Source organism: Citrobacter sp. CK199 (genome assembly GCF_030333285.1).
In the GTDB taxonomy this organism is placed as follows: Bacteria; Pseudomonadota; Gammaproteobacteria; order Enterobacterales; family Enterobacteriaceae; genus Citrobacter_B; species Citrobacter_B koseri.
Genome location: NZ_JAOWGF010000029.1, coordinates 227,041 through 252,409, shown reverse-complemented (window position 1 = coordinate 252,409; position 25,369 = coordinate 227,041). Strand labels below are relative to the sequence as shown.

The window sequence follows — 25,369 nt, the reverse complement described above, 5'->3', positions numbered from 1 at the left end:
CTGCGCAGGCCAACGCATGTAAGAAAGTATTACGATAATTATGTTCATAAAATATGACTGAATGGAAATATTTTTAGCACGCTGTTTCATTTTTGCAATGAAGGTCTTTTTCCTGATAAAAAGATGTCTGAAAGAGGAGTAAAATTGTGATCCGTCACACTCTTTAGTATTTCAAAAAAAATAAAACAGGAACTTTCGTGAGGATATATTTACGGAGTATAGAAAAGCGTAATGGCTGCCGCAGCAGCCATTATTCTGGATTATTGCCAGCCGTAACGACGGCTATAAAAACCTTTCACTAATTGTGTCAATGTCATATAACCCGCGAGAATAGCGATCAGCCACGGGAAGTAGCTCAGCGGCAGCGCCTGTAATTGCAGATAGCCCGCCAACGGCGAGAACGGCAGCGCGATACCCACCACCATCACCACCAGCGTCATCAGCATCAGCGGCCATGCGGCGCGGCTCTGAATAAACGGTACGCGGCGCGTGCGAATCATATGCACAATCAATGTTTGCGATAACAGCCCGACGACAAACCAACCCGACTGGAACAGGGTTTGCGCTTCCGGCACATTCGCATGGAATACCCACCACATCAGGCAGAAGGTCAGGATGTCGAAAATCGAACTGATTGGCCCGAAGAAGATCATAAAACGCCCCAGATCGGCGGGATTCCAGCGTTGTGGCTTCTGGAGCTGCTCGTCATCCACGTTATCAAACGGGATCGCCACCTGGGATACATCGTACAGCAGGTTCTGAATCAGTAAGTGCAGCGGCAGCATTGGCAGGAAGGGCAAGAATGCGCTCGCCACCAGCACGCTAAAGACGTTACCAAAGTTAGAACTCGCGGTCATTTTGATGTATTTCAGCATGTTGGAGAACGTGCGACGCCCTTCGATAACGCCCTCTTCCAGCACCATCAGGCTCTTTTCCAACAGGATGATATCCGCAGCTTCGCGGGCAATATCCACGGCGCCATCAACGGAAATGCCGATATCCGCCGCACGCAATGCCGGAGCATCATTGATGCCATCGCCCATAAAGCCAACCACATGCCCTTCGCGTTTCAGCAGCGTGACGATGCGCTCTTTGTGCATCGGCGTCAGGCGTGCAAACAGCGTGGTGCGCGCGGCAAGTTCCGCCAGTTCATCATCGCTCAGCCCTTCGATATCACTGCCAGTCACCACATCGCCCGCATCAAGCCCGACTTCATGGCATACTTTCGCCGCCACCAGTTCGCTGTCGCCAGTGAGGATCTTCACGGTGATGCCGCTCTCTTTCAGCGCCTTCAGCGCCGGAGCGGTCGTCTCTTTCGGCGGATCGAGAAACGCAATGTAGCCTTCGAGGATCAGGTCAGACTCATCAATGCGTTGATAATCCCCTTCCCGCGCAGGCAGATACTTCGTGGCAACGGCCACCACGCGCAGCCCCTGGCGGTTCAGCGTATCCGTTACGCGCTTCACCCGGCGCAGCATGTTGTCATCCATCGGCACAATGTCGCCATTGTGGCGCACCTGGGTGCAGACGCTGAGGATCTCCTGCAACGCGCCTTTGCACACCAGTTGATGCACATCGGCTTCTTCCGCCACCACTACGGACATCCGGCGACGCTCAAAATCAAACGGGATCTCATCAATTTTCTGCCAGCGCCCGGAGAGCTGACGCGCAGACTCTTCATCCACGCCTTCCAGCACTGCGGTATCCAGCAGATTTTTCAACCCGGTCTGGTAGTGGCTGTTCAGCCAGGCGGAATGCAGCACGCGTTCGCTGGGCTTGCCGGAGACATCCGTATGGTTCTCCAGCACAATTTTATCCTGAGTCAGCGTACCGGTTTTGTCGGTGCAGAGAATATCCATCGCGCCGAAGTTCTGAATGGCGTCCAGGTGCTTAACAATGACTTTTTGCTTCGACAGTTTCACCGCCCCGCGCGCCAGCGTGGAGGTGACAATCATCGGCAGCATTTCCGGCGTCAGCCCTACCGCGACCGAGAGCGCAAACAGCGCCGCTTCCCACCAGTCGCCTTTGGTATAGCCGTTAATGATCAACACGATAGGTGCCATGACCAGCATAAAGCGGATCAACAGCATACTGACGCGGCTGATGCCTTTCTGAAACGCGTTTTGCTCGCTTTCCTGCTCGCTCACGCGGCCCGCCAGTTGACCAAACCAGGTCTCGCCGCCCGTCGCGATGACGATCGCCTGCGCCGTTCCGCTCACCACGTTGGTGCCCATAAAGCACAGCGTGTCGCATTCCAGCGGATTGCTTTGCTTAGGGTCGCGGGTTGTCGCCACTTTTTCTACCGGCAGAGATTCGCCCGTGAGCGAAGCCTGCGCGACAAACAGATCGCGCGCCTGAATAACGCGTAAATCCGCCGGGATCATATCGCCCGCCGCCAGTTTGATAATATCGCCCGGCACCAGTTGGTCGATGGGCAGCTCAACCCAGCTGTTCTCGCCTTTCTCATTGATAACGCGCAGCACCGTAGCGGTATTGCTGACCATCGCCTTCAACGCATCTGCCGCTTTGGTCGAACGTGCTTCCTGCACAAAATTCAGCAGCGTCGAAATCCCGACCATCAGCGCAATAACGCCTGCGGCAAACAGATCTTCCGTGGCATAGGAGATGACGCCGAGAATGGTCAGCAAGATATTGAAAGGGTTGCGATAGCAGACCCACAGGTGTCTCCACCACGGAGTCGGCTTCTGTGTGGGCAGCTGATTTTCACCGTATTTCTCGCGCACATCCTCCACCTCTGCGACATTCAGCCCCTCAGGATGCGCATCGAATGCGCGCCAGAGCGCCGCCTCTTCCATCACCGCCATTTTCAGGCAGCGATCGCTCAATGACGGGGGAATCGGAGTATTCGCAACGCTCTGCGCACTGGGCAGGGGGTCGCGATGCACCAGACGATGAGGTAAATGACGGTTAAGGCGGGCAAACAGCTCGCGGGTGATATTTTTCAGCATAAGCAGTCCCTCCGCGCCGAAAAAGCGGCGCAGAAACATCTCTCAGGCGCGGCAAAGCCTTACCTGACGATAATTTAAAGCGATAACAGGGACGTCGGGAACGTCACTGCCTTACGTATCCGGTAAGACAGTGAAAAACAGGCTTACCGGAAAGGGCTATTTCTCCATCGCGGGAGAGGGGTGGGTTCGGGATCCATGCAGCCTCCGGTAAGTGAATGATTGGCGCCGCGCATTATACGCAGAAAACCATAAGGTTTGTGGCAATTATGGCGGTATGATACCGCCGTGTAATTAAACCAAACGTATACACAAAAACATTTAGCTTGAAGGATGAAGCGTATAAACCAGACTTTACCCATTGCCCCTGGCTTGAGTAAAGTTACTCTTTTTGACACAACTTGATGCGCACCACGGGAAAACAGGATGCAGAATCGGCTGACCATTAAAGACATTGCCCGCTTAAGCGGCGTAGGGAAATCCACCGTTTCCCGCGTGCTCAACAACGAAAGCGGGGTAAGTGAACGGACTCGTGAACGTGTGGAAGCCGTAATGAATCAACATGGTTTTTCCCCTTCCCGTTCCGCACGCGCCATGCGCGGGCAAAGTGATAAAGTGGTCGCCATTATCGTTACCCGTCTGGATTCCCTGTCAGAAAACCTCGCCGTCCAGACCATGCTGCCCGCATTTTACGAGCAGGGTTACGATCCCATCATGATGGAGAGTCAGTTCTCGCCAGAACTGGTAGAAGAACACCTGGGGATGCTCAGACGGCGTAATATTGACGGCGTGGTGCTGTTCGGTTTTACCGGTATTTGCGAGGAGATGCTTGCGCCCTGGCAGGCCTCGCTGGTGCTGCTGGCACGGGACGCCAGCGGTTTTGCGTCGGTGTGCTATGACGACGAAGGCGCTATCCATACCTTAATGCAGCGTCTGTATGACCAGGGACATCGGGCGATCAGCTTTCTCGGCGTGCCTCACAGCGACGTCACGACCGGTAAGCGCCGTCACGAAGCCTATCTGAGTTTCTGCAAAAAAAATAAACTGCACCCTGTCGCCGCTCTGCCTGGCCTGGCGATGAAACAAGGCTATGAGCACGCTGCGGATGTCATTACGCCAGACACCAGCGCGCTGGTCTGCGCGACCGATACGCTGGCGCTGGGCGCCAGTAAATATTTGCAGGAACAGCGTATCGATTCTCTGCAACTGGCGAGCGTCGGGAACACGCCGCTGATGAAATTTCTCCACCCGGAGATTATCACGGTTGATCCCGGTTACGCTGAAGCCGGGAAACAAGCGGCCTTACAGCTGATCGAGCAAATCAACGGCCGCAGCGATCCCCGCCAGATCGTCATTCCGTCTACCCTCTCCTGATTCTTTTCTGAACGGTAATTTGTGATCTTCGCTGCGTTTCGGGAACGTTCCCATTTTTTAATATTCACCGAAGATATACTCTTGCGCCAACAACGTAAGAGCTGCCGGATGGCGACGCTAAAGCGTCTTATCATCCGGCTTACAGGGACACATTTCATCTGCCACGGGGCTTTATGATGAGCAAAGTAAAACAAGCTGATATAGACCAGCTGATTGAACTGGTCGGCGGGCGAGACAATATCGCCACGGTGAGCCACTGCATTACTCGCCTGCGCTTTGTGCTGAACCAGCCAGCAAATGCCAGACCGAAAGAAATTGAACAATTACCGATGGTTAAAGGCTGCTTCACCAACGCCGGGCAGTTCCAGGTGGTGATTGGCACTGACGTTGGCGACTACTACAACGCGCTGCTGGCGACCACCGGTCAGGCGCACGCCGACAAAGAGCAGGCTAAAAAAGCCGCGCGGCAGAATATGAAATGGCACGAGCAGTTGATCTCCCACTTCGCTGAGATCTTCTTCCCGCTGCTGCCTGCGCTGATCAGCGGCGGTCTGATCTTAGGTTTTCGCAACGTGATCGGCGATCTGCCGATGAGCAACGGCCAGACGCTGGCGCAGATGCATCCCGCGCTGAAAACGATCTACGACTTCCTGTGGCTGATCGGCGAAGCGATCTTCTTCTACCTGCCGGTCGGGATCTGCTGGTCTGCGGTAAAGAAAATGGGCGGCACGCCGATCCTCGGTATCGTACTCGGCGTAACGCTGGTGTCGCCGCAGTTGATGAACGCCTATCTGCTGGGCCAGCAGGCTCCTGAAGTGTGGGACTTCGGCATGTTCAGCATTGCGAAAGTCGGCTATCAGGCGCAGGTCATCCCGGCATTGCTGGCGGGTCTGGCGCTCGGCTTTATTGAAACGCGCATGAAGCGCATCGTGCCGGATTACCTCTATCTGGTGGTGGTGCCGGTATGCTCGTTGATCCTCGCGGTCTTTCTCGCACACGCCTTTATCGGCCCGTTTGGCCGCATGATTGGCGATGGCGTGGCCTTTGCGGTGCGCCATCTGATGACCGGGAGTTTCGCCCCTGTCGGCGCGGCGCTGTTCGGCTTCCTGTACGCCCCGTTGGTCATTACCGGCGTACATCAGACTACGCTGGCTATCGATATGCAGATGATTCAGAGCATGGGTGGTACGCCGGTATGGCCGTTGATTGCGCTATCGAATATCGCCCAGGCTTCCGCTGTGGTGGGCATTATTATCTCCAGCCGTAAGCACAACGAACGCGAAATTTCCGTTCCGGCCGCCATCTCCGCCTACCTCGGCGTGACCGAACCGGCGATGTACGGCATCAACCTGAAATACCGCTTCCCGATGCTGTGCGCCATGATCGGCTCTGGCCTCGCCGGGTTGTTATGCGGCCTGAACGGCGTCATGGCGAACGGGATCGGCGTCGGCGGCTTGCCGGGCATTCTTTCCATCCAGCCGAGCTACTGGCAGGTGTTTAGCATGGCGATGGCGATCGCGGTCGTCATCCCAATCGTGCTGACTTCCGTTATCTATCAGCGTAAGTACCGTCAGGGCACGTTGCAGATTGTCTGATTCTTCTTCGGGGCGCAGTTGCGCCCCATCGCATATGTAGGTTACAAGCATGAATACCCTTCCCCACTGGTGGCAAAACGGCGTTATTTACCAGATCTATCCCAAAAGTTTTCAGGACACGACCGGCAGCGGAACCGGCGATTTACGCGGCGTTACGCAGCGCCTTGATTACCTGCAAAAACTGGGGGTGGATGCTATCTGGCTGACGCCATTCTATGTTTCACCGCAGATTGATAACGGCTACGACGTCGCGAACTACACCGCCATCGACCCGGCCTACGGCACGCTGGATGATTTTGACGAACTGGCGGCGCAGGCCAAAGCGCGCGGCATCCGCATTATTCTGGATATGGTGTTTAACCACACCTCCACGCAGCATGCCTGGTTCCACAACGCGCTGAATAAAGAGAGTCCGCACCGGGAGTTTTATATCTGGCGCGACGGTACGCCGGATGCGCCGCCCAATAACTGGCGCTCCAAATTTGGCGGCAGCGCCTGGCGCTGGCATGCCCAGAGCGAACAGTATTACCTGCACCTTTTCGCCCCGGAGCAGGCCGACCTGAACTGGGAAAATCCGGCGGTGCGCGCTGAGCTGAAAAAAGTGTGTGAATTCTGGGCCGATCGCGGCGTGGACGGGCTGCGCCTGGATGTCGTGAACCTCATCTCCAAAGATCAGCGTTTCCCGAACGATCTGGACGGCGATGGTCGCCGCTTTTACACCGACGGGCCGCGCGCGCATGAGTTCTTGCACGAGATGAACCGTGACGTTTTTACTCCGCGTAACCTGATGACGGTGGGCGAAATGTCATCCACCACTCTGGAAAACTGTCAGCGGTATGCCGCTCTCGATGGCAGCGAGCTGTCGATGACCTTTAACTTCCATCATCTGAAAGTCGATTATCCCGGCGGCGAGAAATGGACGCTGGCAAAGCCGGATTACGTGGCGCTAAAAGCGTTGTTTCGCCACTGGCAGCAGGGGATGCATAACGTTGCCTGGAATGCCCTGTTCTGGTGTAACCACGATCAGCCGCGTATCGTGTCGCGCTTTGGCGACGAAGGCGAACTGCGGGTTCCGGCGGCGAAGATGCTGGCGATGGTGCTGCACGGTATGCAGGGTACGCCCTATATCTACCAGGGCGAAGAAATTGGCATGACAAACCCGCATTTCTCCCACATCACCGATTACCGTGACGTGGAAAGCCACAACATGTTTGCCGTGCTGCGCGCCCAGGGCCGGGAAGCCAATGATTTACTGGCTATTCTTGCCAGCAAATCCCGCGATAACAGCCGCACGCCCATGCAGTGGGATAGCAGCGCGAATGCAGGGTTTACGCAAGGCGAGCCGTGGATCAACCTCTGCGATAACTATGCGGACATCAACGTGGCGGCGGCGCTAAATGATGAAGACTCGGTGTTCTACACCTATCAAAGACTGATTGCCTTGCGCAAAACAGAGCCGGTCTTAACCTGGGGGAATTATCAGGATCTGCTGCCGGACAGCCCGCATGTATGGTGCTATCGCCGCGAATGGCAGGGGCAGCGGTTACTGGTGGTCGCCAACCTGAGCAACGCCTGTCAGGCCTGGTTGCCAGAGCATCACGAAGGAAACTGGCAGGCGCTGATGCACAACTACGACGAGGTTGCCACCCGCCCTGCCGCCATGACGTTACGCCCGTTTGAGGCCGTCTGGTGGTTGCAAAAGTAATCACAACGGGATACGGACAGACCTGTCTGTATCCCGGATTATTCAGCCCACAGATATTTTCTCCGTCTTTCTGACAGCGTAAAAAAATGCCGCGTATAGTGATACTTAGAATGTACCATCATAAAATTTACACGCGCTAAAGAATAAAACAAAAATAGACCTGCCACTGACACTTATCATATAACCGGCAGGATATCATGAATAAACCTCTTATTAAGTTAAGTTTACTTTCAGCTTTACTCATTAGCAGCCAGGGATGGTGCGGTAATACCTCTGTTGATTTGCGTTTTGGTCATAATACCAATTCAGAAGCTAATGATTCCAGAATTAAAGTCATGCACCAGGCCGACAATGGTTTTTATTTCTCCGTTGAAGCTGCGCAAAACCATAACGATACGTTTTTTGGCGATACCGATCGCTACAGTTCCGATGATAAAGGCGTGACCGAAGCAGCCCAGGAAATAGAAACTCGCTGGCGCTTTGATTTAGGTGACGGTTACTCGGTCGCACCGGGGATGGTCACCGTATTTACGTCCAGTAATACCCATTATCGCCCTTTTATTCAGGGCTGGAAATCCTTCGATAATGGCCTTAACCTTTCTGCCCGTTATCGTTACAACACGGTGAACGATGCGCACAGCGACAGAGAATTAGACGGCAGCGGTTATACACGTCGTGAATCTCATCAGTTCGATATATGGTTTGCCTACAATATTGGTAACTTTGGCATGTCTTATAACCCCCGTTTCCGCTATCAGGATGGCGTCGATCAGGGGACGGGCGACGATACTTACTGGGAACATACCCTCGCGTTCAACTACAAACTGGACGATGGCTGGACGCCGTACGTCGAGCTGGTCTCTCTTGATAAAACCTATATCAATGACGACGGTCATCATGAAAATGATTACGCCGTACGTCTTGGTATCGTAAAACAGCTTTAACGCGCTATGCCGCATCGTATTGCAGCAGATAACATCCGATGCGGTCTACTACCGTCAGCAGTTCCAGCTGGCCTTCTCGTTGATATAACGAGATTGCGTCAATATCAATATCCAGAGGCCAGCATAATGTTGAAATCGTCGCTAACGTGGATTCTCGTTTTGTAATCGCAATGATTTTTAATCCCTTACGTAACGCGTTTCGCGCCATTTCGACTAACGACGCCGTTTCACCCGATTTGCTGATCAACACCAGCGTACCTTTAGAGACACGCGTCAGCTGATGAACATCATTGAGAATGAGGTGCGGCAAGCTCGCCAGCGACAAAAAACGCGATAAATAATTCAGGCTGGTCAATGACGCGCCGCGCGCATATAAGAAGATATGGCTGGAATTAACCAGTATGTTGCACAGTTGTGTAATGGTCTCTTCTTTTTCATCACCAACAACATATCTTACGGGTTCGGCTATTAACCTGTCGCGAGAAAACTGATACCGTAGCTCGGTATAGCTCCGGTATCCCATTTTTTTACACACCCGATTAACGGATGTTGTAGTGGTGAATGTTTCGCTCGCAATCACCTTAGCTGAAATACCCGATATTTCATGAGCATGACACTGAATATACTCAAATATTAATCTTTCACTACCCTGAAAGGAATTCATAAAACCCCCCCTTAACCTACGAATATAATATATTCTATCAATATCGTATTTATAACACTGGAATGCGAATCACACTCTATTCAACAGGTATGGCGATACGCAATTAGTACCATCAAACCTTTTATTGCCTTTTTTATTTCTCTTTATAATTTCTGCAATTCTATTGTTAGGGGTTTTACAATGACAAGGCAAAAAGTCGTCGCGATAACGGCATGCCCGACCGGCATCGCTCATACCTTTATGGCTGCCAACAAAATTGCAGCGTGGGGAGAAGAAAATAACGTCATCGTCAAAGTGGAAACACAAGGAAGCGATGGCGTCAAAAACAAGCTTTCCCGACAAGATATTGCCAGCGCAGATGCCGTCATTCTGGCAATCGATGTTCCCATCCAGGACGCTGAACGATTCGATAACGTTCCTCATCTCAAAATACGCACTCAGGAACTGATCAAAAACACCGATCGTTACCTGCGTCAGGCGCTGGCGATGGATAAAACCGTAACGGCCGCGTGTGAAGAACAGGAAGAGGCTCGCTCTGCCTGGCAGACCTTCATCGGCCATATTATGGCGGCGATCAGCTATATGCTCCCGGTCGTCGTCCTCGGCGGATTACTGATGGCGGTCGCCAAAATAACCGGGCAGTTTATTCCAATTGCCGGTACGCCGTTCGAGGTGCTGGATAAACTGGGCTTTATGGTGATCAAATTCATGTACCCGGTTTTTGCCATGTACCTCGCGTTCTCTATTGCCGGTAAACCTGCGCTGATCCCCGGACTTATCGGCGGCATTATGTCCGACGAGGTCTATAAACGCTTTTTTGATCTCGACGGTTTTATGCCCTCAGGCTTCTTCGGCGCCATCGCCATCGGCTTTTTTGTCGGTCATCTGGTGCAGTGGCTCAACAATACCATTAACGTTCGCGCCCAACTTACCACCATTAAAACGATGCTTATCGTGCCGCTGTGTACCGGCATTACGCTCGTCATCGTTATGCAGTACCTGATCAACCCCTTCTTTGGCGCAATCAACCAGGCGATGGTCGAGTTTTTCACCTCCGCTGGCGACACCGGGCGCGGTTTTTACGCCATGATGATCGCCGCAGGGACGGCCTTCGACCTCGGCGGCCCCATCAATAAAGCCGCTGGTTCGGTGGCGCTGGGGCTCAACGGCGTCAGCGAAACCTTCGATTTAACCGCCAGAGAGCTGGCGATCGTCATTCCATCTATCGGCGTCGGCCTGGCGGCGTTGCTGAATAACCGTTTTGGCCTGCCCAACGTGTTTAGCAGCGAAGAAAAAACCGTCGGCGGTACGTCTTTACTGCTGGGATTCATTGGCATTTCAGAAGGCGCTATTCCTTTCATCCTGAAAAATCCACGCCTGATTCCGGTCTTTATGGTCGGCGCGATGTCCGGCGCGCTTATTGCTATCGCACTCGGCGTGAAGCAATCGCTGCCGTTGCCTGCCATCTGGGGATGGCCGCTGGCGACAAATGTCACAGGGTATCTGATCAGCGTGTTTGCCGGTTCTCTTGTATGCGCGCTGGGCGTGCTCTTCGCCAGCCCTAAGATCGCCAAATAATTCAGGAAGTAGAAATGAGCAACATTCACGTCATCGCCCATACGCACTGGGATCAGGAATGGTATTTCACCTTGCAGGATAGCAATATTCTCGCGTCCTGGAATTTTGCGGATGTGATCCGAACTCTGGAACAGAACCCTGCGTATACCTGTTACCACTTCGACGGCCAAACCGCTGTCGTGGAAGATTTCCTGGCCGTCAATCCTCAATACTGCGAACGGCTGAAACAGCTGGTCGCCGACAGACGGCTTTTTATCGGCCCGTGGTACACCCAGACGGATACGTATAATGTTCATGGCGAATCCATCATTCGCAACCTGAAATACGGGATACTTTCCGCGCGTAAACTGGGCCATGCCATGATGGTTGGCTATTTACCCGATACGTTCGGCCATAACAGCCAGCTCCCGACCCTGCTTCGCGGGTGTAACCTTGATAACATCGTTTTCTGGCGGGGCATCAACCATGATACGCAGGTTGAAAAGAGTCAGTTCATCTGGCAAGCGCCGTCCGGCGCGCAGGTTATCGCTTGCGCCATGCCCTTCGGCTATGGCGCGGCAAAAAATATTCGTGCAGACGACGCGCATCTGCACGACAAAATATTCCCAATCGTTAACCACATCCGCCAACGCTCCGGCCTGAACGATCTGCTCCTGCCCTGCGGCGGCGACCAGGTCAATATTGATCCCCATCTGCCGGAGATACTGCGTATCGCCAGCGCATGTTCCCCTGAGAGCGATCGTTTTCAGATCTCCTCTCTGGAAGCGTACATTGACCGCCTTCGACAACAGGCATCGGGATATGATCGCTGGCAAGGGGAATTAAAATCTCCCCGCTATACCCGCATTCATAAAACAATCGGTTCAGTACGTTACGACATCAAAAAGAAGAATTATGATGTTGAACAGTTCCTGTTAGGCAAGCTCGAACCCACCATTGCGCTGGCGCGTTATCAGGGCATTGAGGTCAACGTGCAGTGGGTTGACCAGATATGGAAAAACCTTCTGCGTAATCATGCGCATGATTCCATCGGCGGGTGTAACAGCGATGCCACCAATCGCGATATTCTCCATCGCCTTGAGCAAACGGAACAGCTTAGCCATAGCCTGTGGAATCTGGTCGTAAAAGAACTGGCGACCGCCAGTTGTGAAGAGGGCGATCTTTTCGTCATCAACCCCAGCGCCACCGCCTGGTCAGGCATTATCAAAGCCACATTATATAGCCGTACGGCCGGTATTGAACTCAACCATCATACGCGTCCTCTTTCGTTCAGCGTTCTCGAACGCACGCAGGTCTCCGGCGGGCGCACGGTTCAGGTTACTGTGCAAGGCGAAAAAGAGGTCGAACTTCCGCCTTATTACCGCTGGCAGGTCGCTATTGACGCGCCAGTGTTACCGCCGCTGGGTTATACCCACATTCAGGTGCAGGAATCGTCACGCACCGCGCCTGCAATGCGCAACTGCGCTGAAAGCGCCATTGAAAACAATGATTACCGGCTGGTGCTGCATGCCGGTTCGCTGTCGCTTCATGATAAGCGCAACGGCCGGGTAATATCCGACCTGCTGACCTTTGAAGACTGTGCGGATGCGGGCGATAGCTATGACTTTTCGCCGCTGGAGGGCGATGTTCCGCAGCGCTGCCACACATTTACGCTTATTGCCTGCGAGAAAGGCCCGCACATTGAACGGATGACGCTAAGCGCCACGCTGATGCTGCCCCCTTCGCTGGCGGCGCGAGCGGCGCAGGATGTTCAGCCCTACCCTGTACGCCTTGTCTGCGAGCTTCGCCAGCATGACGCTCAGCTTTTTATCGACGTTTCGCTGGAAAACACCGTCTGCGATCACCGCCTGCGCTTACTCATCAACAGCGATATTCGCACCACGGAATCCATCGCCTCTCAGCCCTTTGCCGTCATCCGGCGTCCTGTTGCCGATGCGCCAGCCGACTGGCGTCAGCACTATCGGGAAAAGCCGGTCGATATTGAAACCAGCGAGGGCATTATCGCCATTGAGGAAAACAACCGCTCGCTCATCATCAATAGCCTGGGCATGAAAGAGTTTCAGATATGCCAGAACGAGACGGCGCAGATAGCGTTGACGTTGTTTAAATCAACGGGAGTCCTGGGACGTGACGATCTTGACTGGCGACCCGGACGCGCTTCCGGCATTAATAATACCGTCGTCAACACGCCCGACGCGCAGCTGCTTAAACCGCTGCATTTCAGCCTGACGCTGGCGCTTGCCGATCGGGCCGACCCTATGACGTTAAGGCATCTTGAAACCCGCGTGACGCGCCAGCCATTCACCTGGCAAAATCAGACGTTGAACACGCTGGACAACCGCCTGGAGCGTTTTACGCTCAATTTTGTTTCGCGCTCGCTGCCGGAAACATTCAGCCTGCTGACGCTTCCCGAACCGCTGATGCTTTCCGCAATACCCCATGCCCATACGGTAGACGGAACAATCATTCGCATTTTCAATGCCGGAGAGCACCCGGTGCCGCTCCCGCCTTCGCTAAGAAATATTCCGCAGATCAATTATCTGGAAGAACCTGTCGCAGATTGCACCACCATTTTGCCTTGCAGTACGTGTGATTTTCTTTTTACTCATCAGGAGCGTAACGAAAAAGTATGAGCCAGAACGCCCATCATACCTTCATCAAAAATACGTTAGCTCAGCTTTATCCCCATGCGGATCGGTACGCGCTGGCGGCGAAAATCGAGCAACTCTGCCAACGCTGGAAGCTACGGGAGCAAACCGCCGCGCCTTTGGATCAGAGCCGGGTGTGGATGATTGCTTATGGCGACAGTATCCATAGCGGGGACACAAACGCTCTTGCCTGCCTGCATCAGTTTTCGACACGCTGGCTTAAAGGCGTCATCAGCGACATTCATCTGCTGCCCATGTTCCCGTGGACATCTGATGATGGCTTCAGCGTTAAAGATTATCGCCACATTGCGCCAGAGTTAGGCCAGTGGTCAGACATTGCAGCGCTGGCAGGCGATTTTAATCTGATGTTTGATTTCGTGATTAACCATATCTCTCAGCAAAGCCGCTGGTTCCAGGGCTATTTACACGGCGAACCGCGTTATCAGCACTACTTTATTAGCGCCGACCCTGACGATGACTATCATCTTGTCACGCGTCCACGCGCCCTTCCCCTGCTTACGCCATTCAAGCGCAAAACGGGGGAAACCGTACATATCTGGACGACATTCAGCGCCGATCAGATCGATCTGAATTTCCGGGAACCTGACGTGTTACTGGAAAGTATCGACATCCTGCTGGAATACGCAGCGCGCGGCGCGCGCGCAATCAGACTCGATGCGATCGGTTTTTTGTGGAAAGAGCGAAACAGCACCTGTATTCACCTGCCGCAGACGCATCTGATCGTTAAACTCTGGCGCGCCATTCTGGATACTACCTGGCCTGACTGCCTGTTGATTACGGAAACCAACGTCCCACATCAGGAAAATATCAGCTACTTCGGCAACGGCGATGAAGCTCACATGGTGTATCAGTTCCCCTTGCCGCCGCTGACGCTCCATGCCTTTTTACGCGGTAACGCACGCTGGTTACGCCAGTGGGCGCAACGTCTGGAACAGGATGCGTTTCCCGACAAGACGACCTTTTTTAATTTCCTCGCCAGCCACGACGGCATCGGGCTGCGTCCCGTGGAAAATCTCCTTTGCGCAGAAGAACGGCAGTTTCTGATAAGCGAGGTAGAACGCAAGCAGGGGCGTATTTCATGGAAAACCAACCCTGACGGCAGCCAGTCGCCGTATGAACTTAACATCAACTTTCTGAGCGCATTGAGCGAGCCAGGGGAAAGTCCCGACGACCAGCTCGCCAGATTCACCGCCGCGCACGCCATCCTCTTTATGCTGCGGGGCGTGCCTGCGATCTATTATCACAGCCTCTTCGGCAGTGAAAATGACAACGCCGGGCTGCTCGAATCGGGCATAAATCGCCGCATTAACCGGGAAAAACTGGACGCTGCCACGCTCCATGAGCAGTTGCTCTCGCCGGAAACGAGACAATCCCGAATCTACGCGTCTCTGGCAAAGTTAGCGCATATACGTCAGCAGCATTCCGCATTTTCTCCGTTCGCCTCGCAGCACGTTCCTGAATTGCCTGACGCGCTCTTTGGCGTCGTTCGCCAGCATCCTACAGAAGGCGAAACGCTGTACTGCGTCGTGAACGTCACAGGAATATCACAATCACTTTCACTGCCTGTCACAGGAACAGATCTGCTGACGGGCGCAGCATTCAACGGCGCTTGCGAGCTTTCCGGCTGGCAAACGGTATGGATTCTCGCTGATACGCAACCGGAGGCATAACATGGAGTTGTCCGCGCTTACGCATTCTGAACTGATTTTTATCGATCCGCCGCACCGCACTCCTGAAGCGGTGATCGAGGAAATGTCCGCTGCCCTGTTCAGGCAGGGCCTGATCAACGACAAGGCGATGTTTATTGATAGCGTCCTGCGCCGTGAAAGCGAAGGGCCCACGGCGTTGGGAGAGTCGCTGGCTGTCCCACATGGGAAATGCGGCTCGGTTGTCCAGGCCGCATTTAGCGTCGCCCTGTTTCGCCAGCCCGTCATGTGGCCGGGTCTTGAGGGGGACGAGGAGGTTCAACTGGTGTTTCTGCTGGCGATTCCCCCAGAAGAAGCAGGCAGTACGCATATGCAATTATTAACCCGACTAACCTCGTCTCTGGTGGACGATAAAGTGCGTGAATCACTCATCAACGCTTCCTCTGCCGAAGAGGTGCTTGCGCTGCTCTCGCCAGATGCGCCTTCGGTTTCGCCAGACCCCGCCATTGCGGTGAAAAACACCCGGCTTGTCCCCCTGGTTTTGGGGATCGTCGCTGTTGCTGCATTTATCAATGCGGGTATTCACTGGATGAACGCAACAGCGCAATAACCCCTCCTGCGTCAAACCGGTCGTTTCTTTTCGCGTCGGTTTGACGAACGCCTGGCTTAACGCCCGAATTTTGTTGAATTTTTACGCAATTTTTAAGTCCAAAAATTTACATTAAGCGCAAGCGCCCGCCATTCGTACTCTTAAATTTTTACTTTGTTCTGAATCAATAAAATCGTAAACATCTTTGATGCAAATCACTACATATAGAACTTAAAATGCAACCCGACCCAATATGTTGTATTAATCGACTACAATTGCTACAAACACAACACGACGCCATAACGGTGATGTTGTGGATAACGTGGGTCGGGATTGCGGGAAGTCGTTGGATAGAGAGATGAATAAACCCACGCAGACTTCCTCAGCCTCTGTGGATAACCTGTTCTTATAAATATGGAGTGATCATGACACCGCATGTGATGAAACGAGATGGCTGTAAAGTGCCGTTTAAATCAGAGCGCATCAAGGAAGCCATTCTGCGTGCAGCTAAAGCAGCGGGAGTCGATGACGCAGATTACTGCGCCACCGTCGCAGAAGTCGTTAGTAACCAGATGAATGAGCGCAGCCAGGTTGATATCAACGAGATCCAGACAGCCGTTGAGAACCAGCTGATGTCCGGGCCGTACAAACAACTCGCTCGCGCTTACATTGAATACCGCCATGACCGTGATATTCAACGTGAAAAACGTGGCCGTCTGAACCAGGAAATTCGTGGTCTGGTTGAGCAAACCAACTCCGCGCTGCTGAACGAAAACGCCAACAAAGACAGTAAAGTGATCCCGACCCAGCGCGACCTGCTGGCCGGTATCGTGGCGAAACACTACGCCCGTCAGCATCTGCTGCCGCGTGATGTGGTGCAGGCGCACGAGCGCGGCGACATTCACTATCACGATCTCGACTATTCTCCGTTCTTCCCGATGTTCAACTGTATGCTGATCGATCTGAAAGGCATGCTGACGCAGGGCTTTAAGATGGGGAATGCGGAAATCGAGCCGCCGAAATCCATCTCCACCGCCACGGCCGTAACCGCGCAAATCATCGCACAGGTCGCCAGCCATATTTATGGCGGCACCACCATCAACCGTATTGATGAAGTGCTGGCGCCGTTTGTTACCGCCAGCTTCAATAAACACCGTAAGACCGCCGAAGAGTGGCAGATCCCGGACGCTGACGGCTACGCGCACGCCCGTACCGAGAAAGAGTGCTACGACGCTTTCCAGTCTCTGGAATACGAAGTGAATACGCTGCACACCGCCAACGGGCAGACGCCGTTCGTCACCTTTGGTTTTGGCCTCGGCACCAGCTGGGAATCGCGCCTGATTCAGCAATCCATCCTGCGTAACCGTATCGCAGGTCTGGGTAAGAACCGTAAAACCGCCGTGTTCCCGAAACTGGTGTTTGCGATTCGCGACGGTCTGAACCACAAGTTTGGCGATCCGAACTACGACATCAAACAGCTGGCGCTGGAGTGCGCAAGCAAACGCATGTATCCAGACATCCTGAACTACGATCAGGTGGTGAAAGTGACCGGTTCGTTCAAAACGCCAATGGGCTGTCGCAGCTTCCTCGGCGTCTGGGAAAATGGGAACGGCGAACAGGTTCACGATGGCCGCAACAACCTGGGCGTCATCAGCCTCAACCTGCCGCGTATCGCGCTGGAAGCCGGTGGCAATGAAGCAACGTTCTGGAAGCTACTGGACGATCGCCTGGTGCTGGCGCGTAAGGCGCTGATGACCCGTATCGCCCGTCTGGAAGGCGTGAAAGCCCGCGTTGCGCCAATCCTTTATATGGAAGGCGCCTGTGGTGTCCGCCTGAAAGCTGACGATGACGTTTCCGAGATTTTCAAAAACGGCCGCGCGTCCATTTCTCTGGGCTATATCGGTATTCACGAAACCATCAACGCGCTGTTTGGCGACAAACATCTGTACGACAGCGAAGCGCTGCGCGCTAAAGGTATCGCCATTGTCGAACGCCTGCGTCAGGCAGTGGATCAGTGGAAAGACGAAACCGGCTATGGCTTCAGCCTGTACAGCACACCGAGCGAGAACCTGTGCGACCGCTTCTGCCGTCTGGATACCGCTGAGTTTGGCGTCGTGCCGGGCGTGACCGATAAAGGCTACTACACCAACAGCTTCCACCTCGACGTGGAGAAAAAGGTGAACCCGTACGATAAAATCGATTTCGAAGCGCCGTATCCGCCGCTGGCGAGCGGTGGCTTCATTTGCTACGGCGAATACCCGAACATTCAGCACAACCTGAAAGCGCTGGAAGACGTCTGGGATTACAGCTATCAGCATGTGCCGTATTACGGAACCAACACGCCAATCGATGAGTGTTACGAGTGCGGCTTTACCGGCGAGTTCGAGTGCACCAGCAAAGGGTTTACCTGCCCGAAATGCGGTAACCACGACGCCGCGCGTGTTTCAGTCACCCGCCGCGTATGCGGTTATTTAGGCAGCCCGGATGCGCGTCCGTTTAACGCCGGTAAGCAGGAAGAAGTGAAGCGCCGCGTTAAGCATTTAGGCAATGGGCAGATCGGTTAATCCGCTGTCACGTTAATGCCCGGTGGCGCTACGCTTACCGGGCCTACGGACTGCACTCTTACTGTAGGCCGGGTAAGCGTAGCGCCACCCGGCGTGGTTACAGACTATGAACTTTCACCAGTACTACCCCGTCGACATCGTCAACGGCCCCGGCACGCGCTGTACCCTGTTTGTTTCCGGGTGCGTGCATGAATGCCCTGGGTGTTACAACAAAAGCACCTGGCGGCTCAATTCGGGTAAACCGTTTACGAAAGAGATGGAAGACCAGATCATTAACGATCTGAACGACGCGCGGATTAAACGCCAGGGGATCTCACTGTCTGGCGGCGATCCGCTGCATCCCCAAAACGTACCGGACATTCTGAAACTGGTGCAACGCATTCGCGAAGAGTGCCCCGGCAAAGACATCTGGGTATGGACGGGTTATAAGCTGGATGAACTCACCGCCGCGCAAATGCAGGTTGTGGATCTGATTAACGTGCTGGTCGACGGTAAATTCGTACAGGATCTTAAAGACCCGATGCTGATCTGGCGCGGCAGCAGTAACCAGGTCGTCCATCATTTACGTTGAGCGCACTCTTTAACGCCGTTTCTCTGCTTCAGGATAAACAAATGTAATGCGTTATAGCATTACATTTGCATTAACATTCATTTCTGGAAAACGCCTCTCAAAAACGGCTCACACACTCCATCGCTACCGCTTTGAACTCGGCAAAATTCTGGCTGGCGCAGAGTCGCGTCATGGCGCGCTCACGCAGGAAAGTGACAAAAATATCGTAGATCGCCATTGCTTCTTCGTACTCGCTTTTACTGATGGCGAGTAAAAAGATGACGTGCGCCGTCTCATCTCCCCAGACGATGCCCTGCGGCGCGAGCACGGTATAGACCACCGTTTTCTTCGCCAGCAATCCCAGGGCGTGCGGCAGGGCGATACTGTCGCCTAACATCGTGCTGACAATGGCCTCACGCTCAACCACCGAGTCGAGAAACTCCGCATCCACAAACCCCTCGCTTTGCAGCTGATCGCACAATGTCTTAAACAGCGTCTGCTGATCCATTGCACCGTCGACAATGCGAAAGTGGGCGGCGTCGAAGTATTTGTTCAGCATCCACGGGCGGGTTCTGTCCACCAGCACCAGCTTGCCGATCTGCTCCAGCTGGTAGTCGGTAGGGAATGGCGCAATCATGACCACCGGCTTATCTTTTTCGCTGACGCGCGCGGTAGAGATGACAAAATCTTCGGCAATGCTGTCCCGCTGCTCATAGTCACGCAGAGTCAGGGTTCTCACGATCTCAATCTGCGGATATTTCCGCGCCAGCACCGCTTCGATCATGCGTACCATCGCATTTCCCGCGTCACATACCAGCAGGATTTTAGGCTGCCGTTGGTAACCGATGTTGTAACTACGCTCCAGCCCAACGCCGATATGCAATACCAGAAAACCAATCTCGTTTTCGCTGATGGTGTATGGAGTGTATTTTCCCCAACCCGACACGGCCGCCAGCGTCATATCCCACGCCATAGGGTAGTGCTGCTTAATGTTTTCCAGTAGCGGATTGGGGATCATGATCTGATAGCGCACCCGCGTGATCATCGTTTTGATGTGGGTGAGCAGGTCGGCGTGTAACTGTTTGTCATTCAACAAGTTATAGTTGTACTGCGTGTTGATAAAACGGAGGATATAGTTAACCAGCGCTTCATCGTCATCGGCATTGATGGCGCTGGGAGCAATCTCCTGCACCTGCCGTGCGGCAATGTGTACCTTCAGCCAGTTCTCTTCAGACGCCGACAGCGGTTTATCCGCCAGGTGTTGCAGCACCGCCGCAATATCCCGCGCCGCGAAGCAGACGTTGTCCTCCACCTCTTCCGTGGTAAATTCCGACAGTGGATACCCTTCGCTGATGCGCCGTACCGCGACGGCGCAATACAGGCGTAAAAACAGCTCGCCTTCATCTGTCAAACGAATACGAAAACGGGTAAATATTTCCTGCAAAATCGGCTGCAATTGCTCCGGTACGCCCGCGTTAAGCGCTTCTTCCACAATCAACGGGTTCGCCGGGTCCTGCTGCGCCAGCGTCCACAGAAGATCGGTCAGACACGCGCGGATCGCCATTTCGCTGCCGAACAATTTCATGCCGTGGCGCGGGCGGGTTTCCAGCGTCAGATGATAGCGGCGCAGCCACTCGCGAACTTCCGCCATATCGTTTTGCAGCGTCGCGCGGCTGACGAACCACTCATCCGCCAGATCTTCCAGTTTGAGCGAGAAAGCGGACGTCAGGAAACGAACCACCAGATAGTGCACCCGTTCCTGGCTGGTTCGCGGGATGCGCAGCGTACTCGGCTGCTGCTCCCGCAGGGTTTGATAGCGGGTCGGATCGTCAATTCGGAGCTGATAACCGTTGCCCCGGCTCAGAACAAACTGCGCGCCATACTGCGTCAGCAACGCATTCAACGCAGTAATGTCCGCCCGCACGGTGCGCGTGGAAACCGACAACCGCTGCGCCAGCTCATCCTGCGGCAGCGTCTCGTTTTGCAACATATCAAACAGCTGTGCCAAACGTTGGTTGGGGAATCGCACGTCACTTACCTCACTCTTGCTATTAACCTACGCACGTCCGGGTAATGGCCAACAGCTGGCGCACATCGTCTGGACGGGTGTTGCCACTCACCTTATCAATAATCGAACTATAAATGTGAGGAATGATTTTGCTGACGCCAGCATCAAGCGCAATCTGCAAAATCTCGCCAAAGTTTTCCAGATCGATACCGCCAGTCGGCTCCAGCCAGAAGTCGTGACGGGCGCAGGCTTCCGCTACCGCTTTGTACTCATCACGGCATTTCAGGCCGCCCATCGGGAAGTATTTAATCGAGCTGCCGCCCATGTCTTTCAGCAGGGCAATCGCCGTCTCAACGGGAACAATGCCGTCCGGCGTTTTGCTGCTCAGCGGGCCGGTAGAAATTTTCACCCTGCCCGGCGTCCCCGTCGGGGAGACCAGACCGTTAACGACCGTTTCACCCTGCCCCAACAGCGCGCGGCTGGTCGCCACGCCGGTAAAGACCTGATTAACGTGCTGCGGCTGCACCTGACGAGAGATTTCGCTCACCATCGCCGACTGGTTCGGATCGCCAGCCCCCAGGCCAACGGAGAGGGCATTGTCGATAAGCGCCGCGTATTCGCGCATATCCGCCACCGCGCTGTCGACATCCGGGTAATTTTTGGAGAGCACGCCGACCAGCACATGGCCTTCCGCCGCCGCATAAATCTCACGGGCGTTCTCTTTGGAACCCGCCAGAACGTTCAGACAAACGCGGTCACGGTAAAAGTTAGGGGTCAGTTTCATGCTTTTTTCTCCTGATTAATCACGTCGCGAATGCGGCGTGCCACAATCTCCAGTTGCACCTGATTTACGCTGCGGACATCCGCCTCAATAATGCCTTCGTTAGCTTTGTAGCCACGGAAATAGATGGCGTACTCACCCTGTTTGAGGGCTTCCACCAGATCGCCGGTGGCAATGCCGGTCACGGCCTCATCGAATTTAATTTCCGTTCGCGCGATATCGCGTCCAGCGCTGTCCCACACCACGCGGGCGCTCACGCCATTAAGCGCATTCAGCGCATCAATAAACGGCGTCATTTTTTCGACCATCTCCGCGCCGCTCTCTTTCTGCGCGTTCAGGTAGAGTTCGATGGCGCAGGTCAGCCCGAGGATGCCCTCTTTGCCGACTTTCATGGCGCGGCCAATGCCCGCCGTCTGGCGTTTCACCCACTCGACGTACTGAGTTTTACCGATCACCAGACCGCTGGTCGGCCCTTCAATCGCTTTCGCGCCGCTGTAGATCACCAGATCCGCGCCGACGCGGTAGTAACACTGCAAATCCTCTTCTGCCGCCGCATCCACAATCAACGGTAAATTGTGCGTGCGCGCGACTACCGCCGCCTGCTCTACGCTGAGCATGCTTTTCTGCACGCAGTGGTGAGATTTGATATAGAGGATCGCCGCCGTGCGCGGAGTGATCGCCGCCGCAAGCTGCGCTGCGGAACATTCGTTGGCATAACCGGCTTCGACCAGCTTACCGCCGCCCAGCGCCACCATCGTGCCAACCGGCGCGCCAAAGTTAACGTTGTGCCCTTTCGGCAATACAATTTCGTTATTCTCGATCGGAGTAACATGCAGGTTTTCCAGCAGCCAGTCGCTGTCCTGAACCAGTACCGCCGCTACCGACTGGGCAATTCCCGCCGAGGCGCAGGAGACGACCGTCGCCCCTTCCACATCCAGCAGTTTTGCAATGTACTCCCCGGTTTTATTGACCAGATCTTTCATCTCAAAGTACTGGTTCATGCCATCCATTGCCGCCTGCACTACTTCCGGGCGCGGGGTAGAAACACCGAGCGCGGTCATGCGCCCTGATGTATTAATCACTTGTTTCAGATTGTATTTTTCATAAATCGAAGTCACGTTCAGCACTCCCTTGTTCGGTTACATAGCCCTTACCCGCACGGATGGCGGCAAGCGGCACCAGCAATTTTTCAGCCTGTAAGCTGTCGTTTTCAGCGTCCACCAGCACGGTTGGCTGGCGCCTGAGCGTAAAGAGGGTCAAGTCGGCGTCCAGACCTGGCTCAAGGCGGCCTTTGCTTTTCAGGTTCAGGCCATCAGCGGCATTTGCCGTCACACAGTCGATGACCTGCGGTAGCGTCATGCCGATAGCGAGGAATTTCGACATCACGTTGGCAAGCGAATAAACCGGGCCATTGATGCGGTTACGACAGTAAATATCTGAGCTGATGGTGTGCGGCAAAATGCCTAAGCTAATCGCGCGCTGCGCGACCGCAAAGCTCAGGCTGGCAGTGCCGTGACCAACGTCCAGGCGCACGCCGCGCTGTAGCGCCCGGGTGATTGACGCGCGCAGCTCGCCGCCCGGCGTCAGAATGCGATTAGGTTTGCCGTTATAGCAGTGAGTGATGATATCGCCCGCCGTCAGACGCTCAGCGATCTCATCCAGATCCGGCGGGTTGTTGCCGATGTGTACCATCAACGGCAGATCGCCGTTCTCTTTCTGCATCGCTTTGGCGCATTCCAGCGGCGTAATGCCGTTCTCACCCACCACGCTGCTGCTCATTCGCGCCTTCAGGCCCACAATGAAATTCGGATGGCGTTTCACCGCCTGTTTCACGGCGTCCGCATCGACATTGGCCATATTCGCCAGTTCGTTTTGTGCGATCAGCCCTACGCGGGAGATATTCAGCAACGCATAAACTTCAGTGGCCGCTTCACGGGTCAGCGTGTAGAAATCATCAATGTCGTCTGCGCCGGTACTGCCCGCATCAACAACGGTGGTGACGCCTGTCGCAATACCGACGCTGTCCGGCTCATCGTGATAAATCGGGGATTTCGGATAGCAGTGGACGTGGGAATCAATCCACCCTGCGCTAACGTAATACTCGCCGCGCAGATCGACGGTTTTCGCCGCCGGTTGCTGGATATTGCCCAGCGCGGCAATTTTGCCGTCCTTCAGGGCGATATCGCTCACCGTATCGTCAACCAGACGCGCACGGCGCAGGAGTAAATCATACATCGCTCTCTCCTTTGCCGGATGGCGGCGTAACCGCCTTATCCGGCCTACAAATCAACAGTTAGCTAATGGCAATCGGGAAGATCGAACCTAAAATCATGGCGCCGAGGATCGCGCCGCCGGTGATCGGCTTCTGCCAGAGATAGAACAGCAACGCCCCCAGCAAAGAACCCACGCCGATTGGAATCGAGGCGGTCATCGCGCTGAGGATGATCAGCGGCCCCAGGAAGCGGCCTGACGCATTACCCGCCCCCATCATCACGTCCGCCCCGTAGGTGGAGTCGCTCTGATTGATGGTGAACTTACGCGCCAGAATGATGACGTAGCCAATTGCCAGACCAATCACCAGACCGGTGATTAACGAGGCGACAAAGTTAGCGACCGGGAAAACGATCCCTGCGCCCAGCAGCAGCGCCGGAACCCCAAGACCGACGCCGGTCTGGATCGCCCCGCCGATGTCCAGAATCCCCACCAGCGACCCTTCGATAATGCGGGCAAACAGGAAGCTTGCGCCAAACGCGGCCACCGCACCGTAAACGCCGGTGTCCATCCCCGCTTTCAGCATTGCCACAAAGGCCACTTCGTTAAACGCGCCGATACCGTACAGGTAGTACATATGCGTCCCGGCAAAAACGCCGGATGAGAGCAGGCCTACAAAGATCGGGAACGACCAGTCGGCATACCAAAAACCTTTATTCTGTTCCATTATGATGGCCTCCGTTATTTGCCGCTGAGCGAGCCGTGGATCAGTTCGAGCCAGTTCGGCACGGTCATATTGAAGGATTCGATCATCTTCATATCGAAGCCGCGGAAGAAGCCGCTCAGGACAAACAGCGCCACAATGGCGACCATCATCACTTTGGTGACGTGGTTCCAGCCGCTCTCTTCAACGCCTTTGCCGATCAGAATACCCAGCACCAGACCCGGAACGGCGTTGCCCATGATCAGCTGCGCCGCGCCGCCAAACACGGTGGCCCAGAAGCCTGATTTTTTCCCGGCGTCGATCGCCGCCAGCCAGAAGATAACCGGCATCACGGTATTCACCAGCAGGTTAGCCGCAGGCACCAATACCTTAACGGCGGTGACCTGCAAGGCTTCCGGTACGGAAGAGGCGGTAAGGTTGAGGAAGGTCACGACGATCATGCCGATGATGCCGCAGGCAATCGCCATTTTCTTCGGATCGTGCAGCGTCTCGCCGACATTGCGGTTTTTGATCATCAGCGCTGCCGCGCCCCAGTTCGGGATGATGCGGTGATCGACATCCTGCGTGAATGAACCCGCCGCAACGGATGAGGCCCAGGCGTTGAAGAAGAAGCCCAGACCGAAGGAGAAGTGAGAAGCCGGGTCCCCTTCACAGGAGTTCAGTTCCCCCAATGTACGAAACGCGCCCATACCCTGTGTAGTCGGCGCATGAAACATGCGTGCAGCCCCGGCGCCCACACCGACGCCGACCAGGCCACCAATGATGAGCGATTTTATTAATATTATCAGGAACATATTTATG

General features: G+C 54.5%; 19 protein-coding genes. 10 read left to right on the top strand and 9 right to left on the bottom strand.

The annotated features are described in order from the left end of the window. Positions 1–260 precede the first annotated feature (260 nt). Both mgtA and mgtL read right to left on the bottom strand, forming a co-directional pair. A complete protein-coding gene (gene mgtA, locus OGX75_RS19525; RefSeq protein ID WP_286451494.1) occupies positions 261–2,969 on the bottom strand; it encodes a magnesium-translocating P-type ATPase in 2,709 nt (902 codons plus the stop codon). A gap of 143 nt (positions 2,970–3,112) precedes the next feature. After that, entirely contained in the window at positions 3,113–3,166 is a 54-nt protein-coding gene (mgtL, locus tag OGX75_RS21230; protein ID WP_223849130.1) for a mgtA regulatory leader peptide MgtL, read from the bottom strand. A gap of 226 nt (positions 3,167–3,392) precedes the next feature. Here mgtL and treR point away from each other — a divergent pair, with 226 nt between their 5' ends. The 4 genes from treR to OGX75_RS19505 all read left to right on the top strand — a co-directional run bounded on the left by treR (position 3,393) and on the right by OGX75_RS19505 (position 8,584). Next, positions 3,393–4,340 carry a trehalose operon repressor TreR gene (gene treR, locus OGX75_RS19520; protein ID WP_012134348.1) on the top strand — a complete coding sequence of 316 codons (948 nt, stop codon included), beginning with the start codon at positions 3,393–3,395 and terminating at the stop codon, positions 4,338–4,340. 176 nt (positions 4,341–4,516) lie between these two features. Further along, entirely contained in the window at positions 4,517–5,935 is a 1,419-nt protein-coding gene (gene treB / locus OGX75_RS19515; RefSeq protein ID WP_024130770.1) for a PTS trehalose transporter subunit IIBC, read from the top strand. A gap of 49 nt (positions 5,936–5,984) precedes the next feature. Next, a complete protein-coding gene (gene treC, locus OGX75_RS19510) occupies positions 5,985–7,640 on the top strand; it encodes an alpha,alpha-phosphotrehalase (RefSeq protein ID WP_286451493.1) in 1,656 nt (551 codons plus the stop codon). Between the two features lie 197 nt (positions 7,641–7,837). Continuing rightward, complete coding sequence (locus OGX75_RS19505; RefSeq protein WP_047459367.1) at positions 7,838–8,584, top strand: oligogalacturonate-specific porin KdgM family protein; 747 nt, start codon at positions 7,838–7,840, stop codon at positions 8,582–8,584. Positions 8,585–8,588: 4 nt separating this feature from the next. On the opposite strand, the gene OGX75_RS19500 is transcribed toward OGX75_RS19505, so the two are convergent. Continuing rightward, positions 8,589–9,248 carry a MurR/RpiR family transcriptional regulator gene (locus OGX75_RS19500; protein WP_012134352.1) on the bottom strand — a complete coding sequence of 220 codons (660 nt, stop codon included), beginning with the start codon at positions 9,246–9,248 and terminating at the stop codon, positions 8,589–8,591. 180 nt (positions 9,249–9,428) lie between these two features. On the opposite strand from OGX75_RS19500, the gene OGX75_RS19495 reads away from it, so the two are divergent. From OGX75_RS19495 to nrdG, 6 genes are all read left to right on the top strand, one after another. Further along, positions 9,429–10,826 carry a PTS fructose transporter subunit IIC gene (locus OGX75_RS19495; protein WP_012134354.1) on the top strand — a complete coding sequence of 466 codons (1,398 nt, stop codon included), beginning with the start codon at positions 9,429–9,431 and terminating at the stop codon, positions 10,824–10,826. Positions 10,827–10,840: 14 nt separating this feature from the next. Beyond that, a complete protein-coding gene (locus tag OGX75_RS19490; RefSeq protein WP_286451492.1) occupies positions 10,841–13,459 on the top strand; it encodes a glycoside hydrolase family 38 N-terminal domain-containing protein in 2,619 nt (872 codons plus the stop codon). Then, positions 13,456–15,165 carry a sugar phosphorylase gene (locus OGX75_RS19485; protein ID WP_286451491.1) on the top strand — a complete coding sequence of 570 codons (1,710 nt, stop codon included), beginning with the start codon at positions 13,456–13,458 and terminating at the stop codon, positions 15,163–15,165. Before OGX75_RS19490 ends, OGX75_RS19485 begins: the two co-directional genes overlap by 4 nt. Before the next feature lies 1 nt (position 15,166). Further along, on the top strand, positions 15,167–15,751 hold the full coding sequence (locus OGX75_RS19480; protein WP_200091260.1) for a fructose PTS transporter subunit IIA: 585 nt from the start codon (positions 15,167–15,169) through the stop codon (positions 15,749–15,751). A 404-nt stretch (positions 15,752–16,155) separates the two neighbouring features. Continuing rightward, positions 16,156–18,294, top strand: coding sequence for an anaerobic ribonucleoside-triphosphate reductase (nrdD, locus tag OGX75_RS19475; RefSeq protein WP_286451490.1), 2,139 nt, complete (start codon positions 16,156–16,158; stop codon positions 18,292–18,294). 106 nt (positions 18,295–18,400) lie between these two features. After that, a complete protein-coding gene (nrdG, locus tag OGX75_RS19470; RefSeq protein WP_110494754.1) occupies positions 18,401–18,865 on the top strand; it encodes an anaerobic ribonucleoside-triphosphate reductase-activating protein in 465 nt (154 codons plus the stop codon). Between the two features lie 97 nt (positions 18,866–18,962). Here the strand turns inward: nrdG and OGX75_RS19465 are convergent, their stop codons facing one another. The 6 genes from OGX75_RS19465 to OGX75_RS19440 are packed head-to-tail and all read right to left on the bottom strand — an operon-like array spanning position 18,963 to position 25,362. Then, complete coding sequence (locus tag OGX75_RS19465) at positions 18,963–20,873, bottom strand: BglG family transcription antiterminator (protein WP_199971742.1); 1,911 nt, start codon at positions 20,871–20,873, stop codon at positions 18,963–18,965. 22 nt (positions 20,874–20,895) lie between these two features. Further along, positions 20,896–21,636 (bottom strand): 2-dehydro-3-deoxy-phosphogluconate aldolase, encoded by a 741-nt coding sequence (dagF, locus tag OGX75_RS19460; protein ID WP_104867852.1) that lies wholly within the window; start codon positions 21,634–21,636, stop codon positions 20,896–20,898. Further along, complete coding sequence (locus OGX75_RS19455) at positions 21,633–22,751, bottom strand: DgaE family pyridoxal phosphate-dependent ammonia lyase (RefSeq protein ID WP_071257369.1); 1,119 nt, start codon at positions 22,749–22,751, stop codon at positions 21,633–21,635. Before OGX75_RS19455 ends, dagF begins: the two co-directional genes overlap by 4 nt. Then, positions 22,735–23,868, bottom strand: a complete 1,134-nt coding sequence (locus OGX75_RS19450; protein ID WP_047459397.1) for an amidohydrolase/deacetylase family metallohydrolase — start codon at positions 23,866–23,868, stop codon at positions 22,735–22,737. Before OGX75_RS19450 ends, OGX75_RS19455 begins: the two co-directional genes overlap by 17 nt. A gap of 58 nt (positions 23,869–23,926) precedes the next feature. Then, positions 23,927–24,571, bottom strand: a complete 645-nt coding sequence (locus tag OGX75_RS19445) for a DUF4310 family protein (protein ID WP_012134365.1) — start codon at positions 24,569–24,571, stop codon at positions 23,927–23,929. Positions 24,572–24,585: 14 nt separating this feature from the next. Further along, positions 24,586–25,362, bottom strand: coding sequence for a DUF4311 domain-containing protein (locus OGX75_RS19440; RefSeq protein WP_012134366.1), 777 nt, complete (start codon positions 25,360–25,362; stop codon positions 24,586–24,588). Positions 25,363–25,369 lie beyond the last annotated feature (7 nt).